This is a genomic window from Pseudolactococcus insecticola (genome assembly GCF_011170065.1).
Taxonomy (GTDB): Bacteria; Bacillota; Bacilli; order Lactobacillales; family Streptococcaceae; genus Pseudolactococcus; species Pseudolactococcus insecticola.
On sequence record NZ_BLLH01000001.1, the window covers coordinates 250,839 to 265,516 of the forward strand.

General features: G+C 44.1%; 16 protein-coding genes. All 16 read left to right on the forward strand.

The window, feature by feature from the left end; genetic code table 11:
• Positions 1-6 precede the first annotated feature (6 nt).
• The 16 genes from Hs20B_RS01330 (at position 7) to Hs20B_RS01405 (ending at position 14,644) form a co-directional block, all read left to right on the forward strand.
• Positions 7-357, forward strand: coding sequence for a hypothetical protein (locus Hs20B_RS01330; RefSeq protein ID WP_172354812.1), 351 nt, complete (start codon positions 7-9; stop codon positions 355-357).
• A gap of 32 nt (positions 358-389) precedes the next feature.
• A complete protein-coding gene (locus Hs20B_RS01335; RefSeq protein ID WP_172354814.1) occupies positions 390-818 on the forward strand; it encodes a hypothetical protein in 429 nt (142 codons plus the stop codon).
• Positions 815-1,102, forward strand: coding sequence for an HK97 gp10 family phage protein (locus Hs20B_RS01340; protein WP_172354816.1), 288 nt, complete (start codon positions 815-817; stop codon positions 1,100-1,102). The genes Hs20B_RS01335 and Hs20B_RS01340 overlap by 4 nt, the downstream gene beginning before the upstream one ends.
• Before the next feature lie 15 nt (positions 1,103-1,117).
• A complete protein-coding gene (locus Hs20B_RS01345; RefSeq protein ID WP_172354818.1) occupies positions 1,118-4,405 on the forward strand; it encodes a hypothetical protein in 3,288 nt (1,095 codons plus the stop codon).
• Positions 4,406-4,407: 2 nt separating this feature from the next.
• Positions 4,408-7,365, forward strand: a complete 2,958-nt coding sequence (locus Hs20B_RS01350) for a hypothetical protein (protein WP_172354820.1) — start codon at positions 4,408-4,410, stop codon at positions 7,363-7,365.
• Positions 7,362-8,462, forward strand: coding sequence for a hypothetical protein (locus Hs20B_RS01355; RefSeq protein ID WP_172354822.1), 1,101 nt, complete (start codon positions 7,362-7,364; stop codon positions 8,460-8,462). Before Hs20B_RS01350 ends, Hs20B_RS01355 begins: the two co-directional genes overlap by 4 nt.
• Complete coding sequence (locus tag Hs20B_RS01360) at positions 8,455-8,754, forward strand: matrixin family metalloprotease (protein ID WP_172354824.1); 300 nt, start codon at positions 8,455-8,457, stop codon at positions 8,752-8,754. The genes Hs20B_RS01355 and Hs20B_RS01360 overlap by 8 nt, the downstream gene beginning before the upstream one ends.
• Complete coding sequence (locus Hs20B_RS01365; protein WP_172354826.1) at positions 8,751-9,188, forward strand: hypothetical protein; 438 nt, start codon at positions 8,751-8,753, stop codon at positions 9,186-9,188. Before Hs20B_RS01360 ends, Hs20B_RS01365 begins: the two co-directional genes overlap by 4 nt.
• Positions 9,188-9,640: a hypothetical protein gene (locus Hs20B_RS01370; protein WP_172354828.1), complete on the forward strand. Its 453-nt coding sequence runs from the start codon at positions 9,188-9,190 to the stop codon at positions 9,638-9,640. The genes Hs20B_RS01365 and Hs20B_RS01370 overlap by 1 nt, the downstream gene beginning before the upstream one ends.
• Positions 9,633-10,457, forward strand: coding sequence for a peptidoglycan recognition protein family protein (locus tag Hs20B_RS01375; protein ID WP_172354830.1), 825 nt, complete (start codon positions 9,633-9,635; stop codon positions 10,455-10,457). The genes Hs20B_RS01370 and Hs20B_RS01375 overlap by 8 nt, the downstream gene beginning before the upstream one ends.
• Positions 10,458-10,647: 190 nt before the next feature.
• Positions 10,648-11,055: a hypothetical protein gene (locus Hs20B_RS01380; protein WP_172354832.1), complete on the forward strand. Its 408-nt coding sequence runs from the start codon at positions 10,648-10,650 to the stop codon at positions 11,053-11,055.
• A 17-nt stretch (positions 11,056-11,072) separates the two neighbouring features.
• Entirely contained in the window at positions 11,073-11,417 is a 345-nt protein-coding gene (locus Hs20B_RS01385; RefSeq protein ID WP_172354834.1) for a hypothetical protein, read from the forward strand.
• The gene (locus Hs20B_RS01390) at positions 11,383-12,651 is read left to right on the forward strand and encodes an SNF2-related protein (protein ID WP_172354836.1); all 1,269 of its coding nucleotides are present in this window, start codon (positions 11,383-11,385) and stop codon (positions 12,649-12,651) included. The genes Hs20B_RS01385 and Hs20B_RS01390 overlap by 35 nt, the downstream gene beginning before the upstream one ends.
• On the forward strand, positions 12,638-13,930 hold the full coding sequence (locus Hs20B_RS01395) for a DUF3440 domain-containing protein (protein ID WP_172354838.1): 1,293 nt from the start codon (positions 12,638-12,640) through the stop codon (positions 13,928-13,930). The genes Hs20B_RS01390 and Hs20B_RS01395 overlap by 14 nt, the downstream gene beginning before the upstream one ends.
• Positions 13,927-14,439: an IbrB-like domain-containing protein gene (locus Hs20B_RS01400; protein WP_172354840.1), complete on the forward strand. Its 513-nt coding sequence runs from the start codon at positions 13,927-13,929 to the stop codon at positions 14,437-14,439. The genes Hs20B_RS01395 and Hs20B_RS01400 overlap by 4 nt, the downstream gene beginning before the upstream one ends.
• Positions 14,440-14,452: 13 nt before the next feature.
• The gene (locus Hs20B_RS01405; RefSeq protein ID WP_172354842.1) at positions 14,453-14,644 is read left to right on the forward strand and encodes a hypothetical protein; all 192 of its coding nucleotides are present in this window, start codon (positions 14,453-14,455) and stop codon (positions 14,642-14,644) included.
• Positions 14,645-14,678 lie beyond the last annotated feature (34 nt).

Sequence of the window (14,678 nt, forward strand, 5' to 3'; positions counted from 1 at the left end):
AATAAAATGTCATTTTCAAAAGAAATCAAAGGCAAAACGGTCATGTTTACTAAAGGCGCACGCTTTTTCGAGAAGTTGGGCAAGCTATCAAAAGCTTCAGCAAAAGACTCAGAAGGTGCGTCAGTAGAGATTGAGGCACCAGCGATGGCGATTGAGTCGCTGAAAAATCTATCAGGAGAGGTTGACCGTGATGAAATCGTCTTTCTCATGAGTAAAGTGGCCTATGCTATGCAAGTGCAACTGTCACGAGATGAGTTTATTGACTATCTTGAAGATCTTGATAACTCTGACTTGATTGAGCTGACGCAAAAAGTCAAATCAGAGCTTGAGACTGAAAAAAAGCTGACACTCATCTGATAAGTTCAGTCGCAGGCGTCTACATTGATAGTGTGGCGCCTGTTTTTCTAGGCGATCAGATATTAGATGACACGATAGAGGTGGCTGAGTATCTGTCTTATATGACAGGATACAGCTTTGATGAGATTTGTGGCATGGACGAAATCATGTCACAGCGTATCAATACGAGGTTACTTGTCAAACGCTTTGAACAGCAAATGATGATAGCGCAGCAGTCGCTACTGACTGCGATTGCGGATAAGAAAAAGTCAGGCAAGTCGACAAAACCATTTCACATCGACGAACTGCTGGCGTTTCAAGGCATGAATCAGGCTGAAATCGTATCAAATCGCAAGCTATTTGAAGAAATGACGCATGACGATGAAGACATTGAGCGAAAGAAAGCTAAAAAAGCCAAGAAAAAAGAAACTGTCAGCAGTATCAGACAGCGTCTTAGGGATAAATACGGGATTAACATATGAGTTTATCGAGTTTACTAGATAAGGAAGTTGAGTCGCTGATGACAAAGCTTGATGCGTCGCTTGCCGTTCAAGTGGCAAATGCTGAAACGCTATCGCCTGTTGACACGGGAGAGCTAAAAGCAAGCTGGGTGTTAAAGCGTGATAGTACGAAGTCGTGGACTGTGAAAAACACGTCAGACCATGCACTATTTCAAGAATTTGGCACCTATAAACAAGCTGGACGTGAGATGTTCGGTCTTCGCAGTGGTCGCTGGAAGAGTGACGTCATCAAGCGAATAAAATAAAGGAGGGAGGATAATATGGCACAAGACGGATCGTTAACGATAAAAATAAACGCTGATGATAAGGGGCTGACATCAGTCAAAAAGAACCTTGACGAGCTTGAGGGCAAGGCAAAAAGCGGTATCGTGGTCAAAGTGACAGACGCTGGCTCAAGTGCACTCAGTTCGATTGACGGTAAAATCACGAGTATCGCCAAAAAAGCGGCAAGTGTAGCGTTTACTGGTCTCAAAGTCGGCGCATTAGGCGTTGCAGCAGGTCTCACAGCGAGTGTCAAGGCGGCAGGGGACTTAGAACAATCAGTAGGTGGTGTCGATAAGATTTTCGGCAGTATCGCAAGTAAGGACGTCATGGCAGACGCTAAAAAGGCATTTAAGACAGCAGGGCTATCCATGAATGAGTATCTGGAAGGTGCGACAAGTTATGCACCTAAACTGCTCAAGGACCTGGGTGGCAATGCGTCTGCGGCAGGTAAAGAAGTCAACAAAGCCATGGTGCAAATGTCAGATAACAGCAATACATTTGGAACGTCGCTCAGCATGCTACAACAGTCTTATCAAGGCTTTTCAAAAGGCAACTTCACCATGCTGGATAACTTGAAACTAGGCTATGGCGGTACTGAGAAAGAAGCGATGAAACTCGTCAAAGATGCTGGCGTTGTCAAGAAAAACTTCAAGAGCATGGACGACATCTCATTTGCTGAAATGATTGACTCTATCAGCGTGATTCAGGACAGACTGCATGTAACGGGCACGACCGCCAAAGAGGCAGCAACCACGCTAACTGGTAGCTTTACCATGGCAAAGAAATCATTTGAGAATTTCCTAGCGACAGGCGAGGGGTCAGATCAGGTTGTTGATTCATTCCTTAATTTCGGCAATATGGCGGCCAAAATGGCTGGCAAACTTGCGCCGAAACTGTGGGCGGGTATCAAGTCGGCGTTTGACAAGGTCAAGCCAAAAATACCAGGACTACTTGCGGATATATTAGGTGGTGCGACAAGTACCATCGGCAGTATGTTTGGTTTCAAGATTGACCCGAAAATGTTTGACGGCTTGCGAAATATCAGCTTTGATAAAATCGCAAGCACGGCCAAAACGGCAGCTAAGGCGATTTTAGGCGTGGTTATCGCTGTGAAAGGTCTGAAGCTCGCAACATCTATCATGTCTAAGTTTGGCGTCTCTGGCGTAAAAGGCGGAGGCGGTAGCGGTAGCGGTGGTAGTAACCCATTTACTGCAAAGGGTGCCTTTGTGGCTGATTTGAAAAAATCGGCTGCTAGTTTTATCAAGCAGGCTGGCAATCTTGCGATTATCTACGGGGCTGTCAAAGTCTTTGAGGAAATCGTATCGGCTGTCAAACAGCTTGAAAACGTGCCAAGTGTTGGCACTGTCGGAAATAAGCTATTAAGCGTTGGCGTGGCCGTGAGTGCCGTTGGTGGTGCCATGGTCGTAGTCGGGCTTGCGCTGGATAAGATTCAACGGGCAAAACAAGTGCTGATTACGGGGGGCATGGCCTTGCTCGGTATCTCACTTGTCATGAAGAGTCTGGCAAAAGCCATGAAGGCGATTGACGACAATGTGCCTGAGGACTTTGGCGGAGTAGCTAAGAAAATGCTCAGCATGGGGATTGCCGTTGCTGGTGTTGCGGCTGGTGCCGCTCTCATCGGTGCTGCTATTGTTGCGGCAGGGCCGATTGGTGCTTTAGTCGCTGGTGCTGGTATTGGCACGCTGCTCGCCGTTGCTCTAACGATGAGCTCACTTGCTAAAAGTATCGGTCTTATCAATACAAATGTGCCAAATGACTTTGGTGACATCAAAGGTAAGATAGCAGCGCTTGCGGGGGCAGTAACCGCAATCACAAACAGTGGTTTAGGCAACGCCCTTGACATGGTGAAAAGCGTGCTCGGTGCGGCACAAGCGGCTGCTGCAAATGTTGCGATTGACGCACTGATTCAGATTTCTGGCAAGATTAAGACGCTGGATAGTGTTGGAGATGTGCCTGATGTGACAGCCAAGCTGAAAATACTAGATAAAGACATCGCACAGATACAGAATGCGTCATCTACTTTTGGTAGTGTGAAACCTGGCAATGCTGCAAATGCGGTGCTGGCTGTTAATTCATTTAACAAACTGATTCCTGCGCTTGTGAAATTTAACGGCTTAGAAATCCCTGATGTGACAGGCAAGATTAAACAGATTGGTGCCATCATGGAGCAAATCCAAAATGCGTCATCTACATGGGGCAGCATGAAGCCTGGTAACATCACCAAGGCAACAACGGCAGTCAATAATATGTTACCGCTGATTGTGAGTTTGAAAGCATTGGACAGTACGGCTGTACCTACTGGTGTGCTTGACAAAATCATGGAAATTGACAGCATTATCGCACAGATTCAAAATGCAACGACGACATGGGGCAGTATCAAGCCTGGTAACATCATAATGGCAGGGACTGCGGCGGATAATATCGCAGCACTCGTGCCTAAACTAAACAATATGAGCATTCAGCTTAGCGGTCTATTACCAGTTAATTTGGCAACATTGAATGCTGCGATAGCTCAGCTTAATGGTCTGAGTGGCACGTCTGGCTTTGGTGGTCTTGTAGCGTCCGCTACGCAAGCACAGTCTGCTATCACGACTGTTGGGACGGCGGCAGTTGGCGCAAGTAACTCAGTGACGTTACTTGATACGACGGTGACGACATTGGCGAGTGATATGACAGCTTTGCAGGCGACAGTTACGGCTGCGACAACAGCTATCACGGCAGCATTTATCAGCATGACGCAGGCAATCGTGAAAGCCGTTATCGACGCCATGAATCAGGTCAAATCACAATTCAATAGTGGATTGTCAGCGGCACTTGCGACAGTCAATGGTTATTCAGCATTATTTTATAGTGCTGGCTATAATCTAGGCAGTTCTATGGCTGATGGTATCTCAAGCGCTAGTGGTTTAATCTCAAGCGCTGTGGCAAATCTCGTCAGTCAGGCAACTGCTGGTGTGGCAAAGGCTAAAAGTATCGCCTCAGGCGGTGGTTTGAGCTATGGCACGGTCGCAATGGAAAACGGTCTGATAGTTGCTGCGCCTGATAACTTCCTAGCGTCTGGCGCTATCAGTGGTCTGGGGGCATTTAATGCAAACAGTGCAGGCAGTCGTGTGACGACGTCTAGTGAGTCAAATGTGACGGTGACAGGCGAGATGATGGGGACGAATACGCCGATTGTCCTGAAACTTGACGGACAAACGGTGGCACAGACAATCTTCAACCCACTTGTCAAACTCATGCAAAAAGCAAAAGTAAGGAGGTAAGCATGGCAATAGAAGCAACGCAGGCGCAGGGGAAAATCTCTCAGCGCTATCATAAACTTTACTCGGGCGTATCATTTTTTGAAAATGACATGATTTTTCTGAAACGTAAGGCTGATTTACACCCTGAAAAATTCGACTTGTCACGTCGTGCGACTGGTATCTATGAGAATGACTGGCTAGGTCATGACGGCAATTTTGCGGACTTTCAGAGTTTCGAGCATTCGTTTAACAAATGGTTTGCGAGTCTTGCGACAAACTGGACGGCACACAATGCCTATCGTAGCTATAACGTGCTTGATGACTTCAGGCGCCTGCTGACATTTGCGGGCGTTGAGGAGCGTCTAAGTCGGCACAATAGTGTGGATAACACTGACGGCGCCTATATGGCACTTAGCCGTGCGGGTGATGATGCCCGTGAAATCACGTACAAGTACAAGTTTGACATGCAGACAGTCACGCAGTACATGGCCTATATCACGCAAAACACGCAGCTACAAACAGAGTCAGTCATAGATGACGCTGACTGGTCTGATGACAATATCAATCAGCTCAATGCGGCGAAATTCTTGCGCTGGCAACTCAATCGTTACTTTGAGATGATGAAAAAAGATGTCTGGAATCAGTACTCAGGCACGTCAAAAGACTATACGACGTCAGAGTTCAACGATACTGTCCACACGACAAACAACTATGGCATCATGTTTTTCATGGAGCATGGCAAGCGTGTGACGGGTGCTTTGCCTGACATCACAGGGAGCGCAGAGGACGTGTTCACTGATAGCAATGACATGAGTCCGATTGATAGCGTCTATACGATAGATGGCAGTACACCAGAGTATGAAGCAGCACTCGCTCAGTATCAGGCGGATTTGGCAAAATACACAGCAGACTATGCCCAATATCAAGCAGACTATGCGGCGTATCAAGCTATTCTTTCGACATTAAAACAGGTCGCAAAAGGTAGTGGTCGGCATGATGTTGACCTTGACGCTGGGCAAAAAGTGACTTATACGGGTATGACGAACTTGGGGCAAATTTCTGTCCCAGGTAACAGTATTGAGAAAAATACAGCACTTAGTTTAGAGGAAATTCGTGCGATATATCCTGACGATGATATACAGAGTGATTATATATCCTACTACATGACGAAAGTAGGACAGTATGTCTGGTTGCGTGGTGTCGGGAAGTATGCGGGTGGTACGTTCGACGTCAAAGCGACGCTGAAAAAGATGGATAATGTAGACTATATCAAAATTTACGGTTATGACACATTTACAACGATTATTCACGGAAAACCATCGCCAGTATCGGCAGAGTGGGAGTTTGCCTTTGTTGATAGCAAGACGAAAGAGGCGATTAGTATCGAGCTGACAGGTAAGATTGAAGATATTGATGATGAGCAAGAGGTCAATATCGCAGGCGTCGTGTCTAGTGGTAGTTACGGATTTAATAGTGGCGCAACAGGCACGATATTGAGCGTGACTGCTGATGGTGCTATCAAGTCACAAAATATCGATGTCGAATATACAAACAACAGTAATATGGTCTTCCAATCACCTATGACGAGCACGCTATCAGTCAAACTATATGGTGGTACAAATATTACAGTCGCAGTGTTCTCACTATTTGGCATCTCATCAGAAGTCGTCGATGAGCCTATCAAACCAGATAAACCGACTGAGCCAGAAAAGCCAGCGTCAACGACGGTCAGAGACATCAACACGGATTTGTGGTATGCACCGTTTGACTTGTCAGAAATCTCGTTTACGTCATACGGCGAAAATGACTTTGTGGAGTTGACGGTCGTTGTGCCTGAGGGATTAGCCTATCAGAGCAAGGCTGAGGTCATTCAGCTTAACACGTTGGGACAAAAAGACGGGACAACACTAGCGTTATCACCAAGCGTTGACAGTTTTAAAACCTATCAGATTGATGGTATCTATCAGTCTGGTGTGCCTGATGGTCATATCGCTTTTATCAATCTCGTCAACGATAGCAAGTTTAGAAACAACTGGACAAATCACAAGCTGTCAATCATTGGTACAGATACATGGCTGAATCTTGACGACTTGGCTTATGGTCGTCCGCAGAGTAATGTGGACAAAATCGGGCTTGCTGATGTGCCGTTTTTAGTCGGGACTGATCTGAATTACCAGCATTTGCGTCCGTATAATGCTGAAGCAGATAGGCAATATCTGACGCCTAGTCCCTATCATAAGCAACTCACAAGTCCGAAAGTCGGCAGTCTCAATCGTGTCAAATATCGTGGCCGTGGCTTTAAGCTAAAAAACGATGTCAACACAGTCACGCTAGGCACGACTATCATGAAACAGCCACCACCGCTGAATATATCGACGCAGTGGTTTGACATTCATGGTGGATTTGATAACACTGGGCCGTATAGAAATGTCATCTTGGGAGGCAGTCCAAATGCGACCATGTACGGCAATATCCCACTAGGTACAGCACACGCTAACGGCGTTGGCCAAGGTATCGGATTTGAAGTCATCAATAATGCACTGACGATCAGAATGAACTTGGTCGGCTATTCGGTGGACGATGCAGGAAATTACAACAAAGATTCAAACTATGTGCATTATGGCGGCACATATGACTATAAGATACGTCTTGAGTGGTTGAAAGGGTCGACTTATACCTCGTTTTATGATCAAGTCGTCTTTTCACACGATGGATCGCAAGACTGGGATTTGGCTTATAAAGGCAACTGGCTGAGAACAGCTCAAAATTCGCAGTGGTCGAAGTCAGGTATCACGATTCCTGATGGTGTGACAAAAGTGCGTGCGACGATTTATGGTACTAATGCGACAATGGTGCAGTCAACAGAGTATAGCGTGACGCCATACAAGCCAGCTGAGCCTGTCAAAGTGCCACTATCTATCGACATGAGCGACTATGATATTACGCTTGGCGTGATTGCAAGGGAGATTAGACACTTATGATATTTACCAATCGTTTCGACGTCTTGTCTGTCCAATATGCGATAGATGAGACGGCGCTTGATACGTTTGAGTATGCGATAGACGGGTGGAATAGTCAGGTTCATCTATCTAGTCGTGAGAAGATACCAGAATATCGCTATATGGTCGCAAATAACATGCTGTTTGCTATCACAGACTATCAGCAGACTGAAACTGGTACTGAGATAACAGCCGTTGACTTTATCCAAAAACGTGCTGAAAATCTGACCATCGGCAAAGGCACCTATACGCTGATACAACTCATTAGCAAAGTACAAGATGATGTGCTAAGCAACCTTCACGGTCAGGCTAATCCGACGGTAGAAGTGACTGACGATGTGGACATCAGAACGGCGATTGATGACTGCGTGGCTGGATTTGCAGGCTATGTCAAAGTAGATAGTCGTATCAATCTGACGAACGCTGGCAACGGTCAGAACTTGTTTGTCGCAAGCGTTGAGGTGATAGGAGTTGACTGGGATAGCTACCAGCTCGCTGATAAGGTCTATGCCATGGAAGAATACGGCAGAAAGATTGATACAAATCCGCAGTATGATACGTCACGAGTCATCTTACAGCCGATTACAGGGATTGAGTCCAAAAATGCACTCTATTCATGGAAATCAAAGCTTTCTGCTGCTGACTATGAGGCGCTGAGATTTTACATCGACGGCGGAGATGATACGGATAAAGAGCCGATTTCTGACGATGCAGCGAGTAATATTTTGATAAAGGCGATTGGCTTTTCACGGGGTGTCTTTAGCAAAGCAATCGGCAGCACGCAGATTATCAATAAATCAGGCGTCAATGATGGTATCGCTTATACACTATCAGACGTGGACTTTGCAAGCTATAACATCACGAGAACTCGGGTGCTGAAAAACATTCTCAGCCAGTACAACGGATTTACACTGGACAATATGGCGGTCAAGCCAGAGATGCGCAACCAGTTTCTCATGGGTGTCAACGGGCTTGATCTGTATGTGCCATATTCGTACACGATTGACTGTAAGGAATGGCTGATTTCGTCGGCTGACTTTATCTTGGTCAATACGTTAAGGGAGTTTAGTGATGACTGATGCTGACGAAGCAATAAAAAAAGCCAAGGCTTATTGGCAAAAATACGGCTATGAGACTGACGACATCATGATTATCTTGCGAGATAGCGGCAGATATAGCCCAGAGCTTATCGGCTATCAGAAATCACGGCAGGTAGTCGTTTATCTGGATAAGGCAGCAAGCTATCAAGTTGATTTGGCAGTCGCCATTGCCCACGAAATCGGACATGTTTACGGCATTAGGCACTATGACACAGACCACGCTATCATGCGTGGCACAGCAAAAGAACTGAAAGGACTAAGACTATTATGAATAATTTAACAAAATACGAAGGTGCAAAGCGCACAACGAACGGCAAAACGGTCAGAATCGACCATGAGACTATCAAACCGCAGTGGTTTGAAGAATCTGAAAAAGAAATCATCATCTTTGAAAAAGTGCTTGAGCATGACAACTACAAAGCATACTTTGCGCTTGACTGGTTGGATAAGCATGTCACGATTAAATCAGTTGCTCAGGAGGACGAGAAAGCGCCTGCGGCTGACGTTAGCGTTGACGATACACAATTAGCCACGTTTGCGTCCGAAACGCCTGAGAGCGATTCTGACGAGTCTGACGTTGTAGAAAAACAAGACTTGTCAAAGCTTTCATATCAGGAACTGCGCAAACTCGCCAAATCAAAAGGTCTGACGTTTGAAAAAGCGCCGAAAACTGATGAACTTTTGAAAGCTTTGGAGGGTGCTTGATGTTTTTGTTTAATCAAATTATCTTGTTTTTCGACAAGCACGGCATGGAGATGTCGATGATACTGCTCATGTTGACGGTGGTGGATACCTTGCTGGCACTGATTGCCAGAAATAAAAACGGCAATCACTTTCTATCGCACAAACTGGCGTCGGGTTTCTTTGTCAACTTTGTCTTTTCGATGGTGCCTGCGGTCGTCTATGCGTTTGATGTCGGACTTGAAATGCTGCATGGCAATACGACGTCAGGGACAGATTTGATGGTCATTGCACAATTATTGCCATTTATCGTCTATTTCATCGTATCGGCTTCAAGCATCGTGGCATGGATTCGCATTCTTGTGCCTGAAACAACTAATATCATCTGGAAAATCATCAGCTATATCCTGCCAAATCTAGGCGGTGAAGTAGCAAAAAAACTAAATGAAATGTCAAAGGAGAAAACAAATGACTAAAAATATCGATGGCGACATCTACAGTGATCTGATCACATCAGCTAATCCAAATGTAATGAACAGCTCGCCTGAGCGTGCAAAGATTGACCGCATCGTGATTCATCATAATGCGACGACGAACAAAGATGTTGCGATGAATACATGGCTAAAAGGTGGTGCTGCGAATACGTCGGCACACTATGAAATCGCTGACGGCGAGATTATCGGCTGCGTCGGTGAAAACTTCACAGCATGGCATGCTGGTAACTGGGACATGAACCTGCGCTCAATCGGACTTGAGCACAAAAACTCAACCATGGCGCCAAGCTGGCAAGTCTCTGAGGCGACGATGAACGCATCAGCTAAGCTCATCGCTGATATCTGCAAGCGCTATGCAATTCCAATCGACCGAACGCACATCATCAAGCACTCTGAGGTCTATGCGACAGCCTGCCCAGGCGGCCTAAACATTGACGAACTTGTCAAACGCGCCAAAGCGATTGCAAGTCCTGCCCCAGCGACGCCTGCAAAAACAGCAGCACCCGCTGAAACTGTGCTCAAAAACTCAAATCTAGGACACTGGACGACAGTTAAAATCGCTAAAACGGCAAATACTGTACAAGCTTTGGGGCAAATCCCACAAGCAACGGCTGACGCACAGTCTAAGCAGTTGATTGCTGGTCGTGGTCACCTCTATCGCACAGTCGGAAAAGGTATCCCTGTTAATATTTCAAACTCAAAAATGGCCTACTGGGTCACGATTGACAACTCTGATTCATTGTCGAAAACGACTAACATGACCTTGTTTGTGCTTGAGCAAGATTTAGTGAAGGCGTGATTGAATGTGCTAAGCATCCACACAAAAAGGCTGAGATGAAAGGCTAAAAATCATTGTGAACCAGTCGCTTGTTTGAGCGGCTGGTTTTTTTGTGATGTAAAAAATAATTTAAAAAAATAAAGTTTACGCTTGACACGTTATACTACATGTAGTATAATAAATATATAAAGTAAAGAAAGAGGAAAACAAAATGAACAAACTAATCCAAAAATACGAAACAGCTCTAAGAGATAACGAAACTCCGAAAGTCGACAAAAGAACAACGTTTGGACGCTATCTTAAACAATTTGACAAATATGTGCAGTATTCAGATGGATATTTGCTCGGTGTCGTAAAAAGTGGCTGGGAATATGAACATTTCAATGAAATAAAATACACACTCCACAATTTAAAAACTGGTCAAAACTGGCGGATACTTGCGACACTTGACGGTGAATTTAAGCATTACGGCGACGATGGTGGTGCAGTAATTGATAACATCACAAATACTATGAGAGGACTGAAAAAATATCAACTTTTAAATAAAAATAAAGAAACTCTAACTGGAAATGACATTCAAGAAATGATCACAGGATTTAATTCTGGAGATATGATTTAAATAGAAAAGAGGAAAATATGAGTTTTGGAATCACAATTAAAATAAACAGCAATCAAATTGCTAAAGAATACGGAAAAGTAACGCTTATAAAGCTGCCACATTCTAGTGGACATAGTGGCAAGGCGGTTATGATTGCCACAAGATATATAAATTGGGATAGCATTTGGTTGCACCCTGACTGGAGTTATCAGATTAAATCTGGCAAACAGTATCATAACGATTATGCTGAGTGGAGCGCTGACGAAGTAATGCAGGCGTTTGGATCTAATATCGAAGACACTGAAACTTACTTGAAAGTCGATAAGCCTGATAGATTGGAGTTTTCGCATGAAATTGACGGATTTGCAGAAGAAAGCGATTGAAAAGTTTGAAAACAAAAATTTCGGCGCCTTGTTTATGGACGTTGGGACGGGGAAAACGCTGACAGCGATAGAGCTTATCAAGTCGAAGAAAAATAGAGACTTTTGCCTATTTATCACAAAAGCAAGTTTGATAAAGCAGACTAGAAAGGAGTTTGAAAAACATGGACTAGACGACGTCAAGTTTGTAAGTTATGAAGCAATCGCAATGTCTGACAGGATCTATATAGAGCTGCTAGATGAGCTTTCAATGTACGAGAATATCTTTGTCATAGCAGACGAGAGCACAGCGCTTAAAAACGAGAGCAAGACAGCGCAGCGCTGCCTTGAGATTAGAAAGCGTTGCAAGTATGCACTGATCATGACAGCGACGCCAATCACAAAGGACGAGCTAGACTTATACAATCAGCTTGAATTTCTAAGCCAAAATATCTTGAGAATGTCAAAAGGTGATTTTATCAAGAATTTTTACGAAAAAATAACGTACAAAAAGAAGGGAGAAAGTGAGAAAAGTTTTTTGAAATTTTCTGACGTGAATAAAAGCTATCTGCAAAATATCCTAGACCTCATCGCAATCTACGGCGAAATCAACATTGACTTCGAGATAACCGAAACAAGTATCACAGTCGAGCCAGACGATGAGACAGCAGACGGCTATTTGAAAAATCGTGATGAATTTATCGAGACAATCACAAAGATTGGATTTGAAAACGGGGAGCTGCTGAATTTCTTGCAATTTGCAAATAAAACTTTTTCGATTGATAAAAACAAAAACATGGCAGTTGCTGACTATGCTAGAAACAAGAAGCTGATCGTATTCACGAATTATCTGGAGGAGCACAGACAGATTGTTGAAAATCTGGATAGATGTTTTGCGATTACAGGCGCAACAAAGTTAGCAGATAGAGAGCGCATCATTCAGTACTGGAAAGAAAGCGAGTGCGCACCACTCATCATCATGCTTGGCGTCGGAGGTCATGGACTGAATCTGCAGTACACTGACGAGATTGTCTTTTCATCAATCAGCTTTGACTGGGAGAAGATGGAGCAGGCGAAGGGACGCATATCAAGGCTTGGGCAGACTGCGCGTGAGCTGAAACACACCTATATCTTGTGCAGCTCGCCGATTTCTGAAATGATTCAGGAAAACTTGGCAAAAAAACAAGGATTGATAAACTCGCTGGAAAACGAGGTCAAGGACTACTTTGAAAAGGAGATAAAGAATGAACGTTTATGAAGCAGCAGTTGAGCGGATAGAGTATATATTTGATGAATTTGATGATATATACATCAGCTTTTCTGGCGGTAAAGATAGCGGCACGACATTTAATCTAATGGTGGACATTGCTAAGAAAAAAGGCAAGAAGTTCAGCGTGCTGTACGTCGATATGGAAGGCATGTACAAGAACACGATTGATTTCGTGACAGAAATGCTTACTGTGAATAGTGCCTACTTGAATGATGTGCACTGGGTGTGCTTGCCGTTTTATGGCGATAACGCCAACTCAAACATTGAGCCAATCTGGAAGTTTTGGGATAGCGAGAAACAGGAAAAGTGGATCAGAGAGATGCCCAGCGCTGACTATGTCGTTAATCTGGATAATTACAAATCAGTATTTGGCGAAGAGCTAAGCCTTGACATGCGTTTTGGCCAGTTTGTTGCATGGTATGGCGCTTGGCGTGTTAAGAAATACGGCAAAACGGCAAATATGATGGGCATCAGAACGCAAGAAAGTCTGAATCGCTGGCGTGCAGTTCATGCGGACAGAGTCGCTAAATATAACGATAAGAGATTTACTGTCGACAATAAAAACGGTGTCATAAACGTTTATCCGATTTACGACTGGAAAGTGGAGGACATTTGGCGATATTCTGGAAAGTTTGAAAAGAAATACAATAAAACTTATGACTTGTTTTATCGTGCAGGCGTGCCACTCAGCAAGATGCGGATTGACGAACCATTTGGCGTCGAAGAAAGAAACGGCATCAAGCTTTGGAAAGAGTTAGAGCCTGAAACTTGGGGCAAGATGGTTGAGCGTGTGAAAGGTGTCAATCTGTCGCAGCTCGGTCTAGGAACGCAGGCGGTCGGAAATATTAAGAAAATGACATTGCCTGAGGGACATTCTTGGAAGTCATATCTTGAGTTTTTGCTGGATACTTTGCCAAAATCAACACGAGATATCTATCAGAAAAAGTTTGACAGATTTGCTGAGTATTGGCAGAAAGAGGGCAGCGTTCTATCTGACGATGAAATTGAAATCTTAAAAAGTGAACAGCCAGAAGATTACATCTTCACTGATAGCAAGCAGACTAGAGGCGATAAGAAGAAAAAGAAGATTATCGCAAAGGTAATTCCAGACGACAATCCCCAAAACATCAAATCGCTGTCATACAAGCGAATGGTCTTAGCGATACTTAAAGGTGATATTTTCGGAAAAACACTGTCATTTGGCGCAACAAAAGATCAGATCAAAAGAAGAGACGAATTAGTCACAAAATATAAGGAGATATTATGATAACAGAAAAATCACCAGTTTGGAATGTCATAGCCGTTCCATTCGATAAAATCAAAGCTAACCTGTATAATCCAAATCACGTCGCACCGCCAGAGATGAAGCTGCTATATCAGTCGATAAAAGAAGATGGCTATACCATGCCTATTGTCTGCTACTACTTGGCTGATGAGGACGTTTATGAGATTGTTGACGGCTATCATAGATATACGACCATGAAACTCCATAAGGACATCTATGACCGTGAGAATGGCATGCTGCCTGTTTCTGTTATCGAAAAAGAACCAAGCGAGCGCATGGCATCGACTATCAGGCACAATAGAGCACGAGGCACGCATGATATTGGATTGATGGTTAATATCGTTCAATCATTGCGTGAAAATGGTGCTAGCGATCAGTGGATTATGAAGAATCTAGGCATGGACGCAGAGGAAGTGCTCAGAATGAAACAACTATCAGGCATTGCTGCGCTATTCGCTGATGAAGAATTTTCAAAATCAGATGAATCGTGATATAATTTCAAGTATGAAAAATGAAAATAAAGTATCAGAAGCGCAAAGAAAAGCCACTAAAAATTGGGAAACCAAAAATAGAGAGCACAGCAACTATCTCAAAAATAGATCAGCAGCAAAAAGTTTTATTCTGAAAAAAGCACACGAAGAAGATTTGAAGTTAGTTGAAGAATGGCTTGACGAGAGGAAGAAAAACAATATTTAGTTTTAGCTATTAGCGTGGGCTGGGCCGTAGTCAA

What these genes read in the sequence shown, in the direction of transcription:
- Hs20B_RS01330 (WP_172354812.1), top strand. Translation starts at nt 7, where the DNA reads ATGTCATTTTCAAAAGAAATCAAAGGCAAAACGGTCATGTTTACTAAA.
- Hs20B_RS01340 (WP_172354816.1), top strand. Translation starts at nt 815, where the DNA reads ATGAGTTTATCGAGTTTACTAGATAAGGAAGTTGAGTCGCTGATGACA.
- Hs20B_RS01345 (WP_172354818.1), top strand. Translation starts at nt 1,118, where the DNA reads ATGGCACAAGACGGATCGTTAACGATAAAAATAAACGCTGATGATAAG.
- Hs20B_RS01350 (WP_172354820.1), top strand. Translation starts at nt 4,408, where the DNA reads ATGGCAATAGAAGCAACGCAGGCGCAGGGGAAAATCTCTCAGCGCTAT.
- Hs20B_RS01355 (WP_172354822.1), top strand. Translation starts at nt 7,362, where the DNA reads ATGATATTTACCAATCGTTTCGACGTCTTGTCTGTCCAATATGCGATA.
- Hs20B_RS01360 (WP_172354824.1), top strand. Translation starts at nt 8,455, where the DNA reads ATGACTGATGCTGACGAAGCAATAAAAAAAGCCAAGGCTTATTGGCAA.
- Hs20B_RS01365 (WP_172354826.1), top strand. Translation starts at nt 8,751, where the DNA reads ATGAATAATTTAACAAAATACGAAGGTGCAAAGCGCACAACGAACGGC.
- Hs20B_RS01370 (WP_172354828.1), top strand. Translation starts at nt 9,188, where the DNA reads ATGTTTTTGTTTAATCAAATTATCTTGTTTTTCGACAAGCACGGCATG.
- Hs20B_RS01375 (WP_172354830.1), top strand. Translation starts at nt 9,633, where the DNA reads ATGACTAAAAATATCGATGGCGACATCTACAGTGATCTGATCACATCA.
- Hs20B_RS01380 (WP_172354832.1), top strand. Translation starts at nt 10,648, where the DNA reads ATGAACAAACTAATCCAAAAATACGAAACAGCTCTAAGAGATAACGAA.
- Hs20B_RS01385 (WP_172354834.1), top strand. Translation starts at nt 11,073, where the DNA reads ATGAGTTTTGGAATCACAATTAAAATAAACAGCAATCAAATTGCTAAA.
- Hs20B_RS01390 (WP_172354836.1), top strand. Translation starts at nt 11,383, where the DNA reads ATGAAATTGACGGATTTGCAGAAGAAAGCGATTGAAAAGTTTGAAAAC.
- Hs20B_RS01395 (WP_172354838.1), top strand. Translation starts at nt 12,638, where the DNA reads ATGAACGTTTATGAAGCAGCAGTTGAGCGGATAGAGTATATATTTGAT.
- Hs20B_RS01400 (WP_172354840.1), top strand. Translation starts at nt 13,927, where the DNA reads ATGATAACAGAAAAATCACCAGTTTGGAATGTCATAGCCGTTCCATTC.
- Hs20B_RS01405 (WP_172354842.1), top strand. Translation starts at nt 14,453, where the DNA reads ATGAAAAATGAAAATAAAGTATCAGAAGCGCAAAGAAAAGCCACTAAA.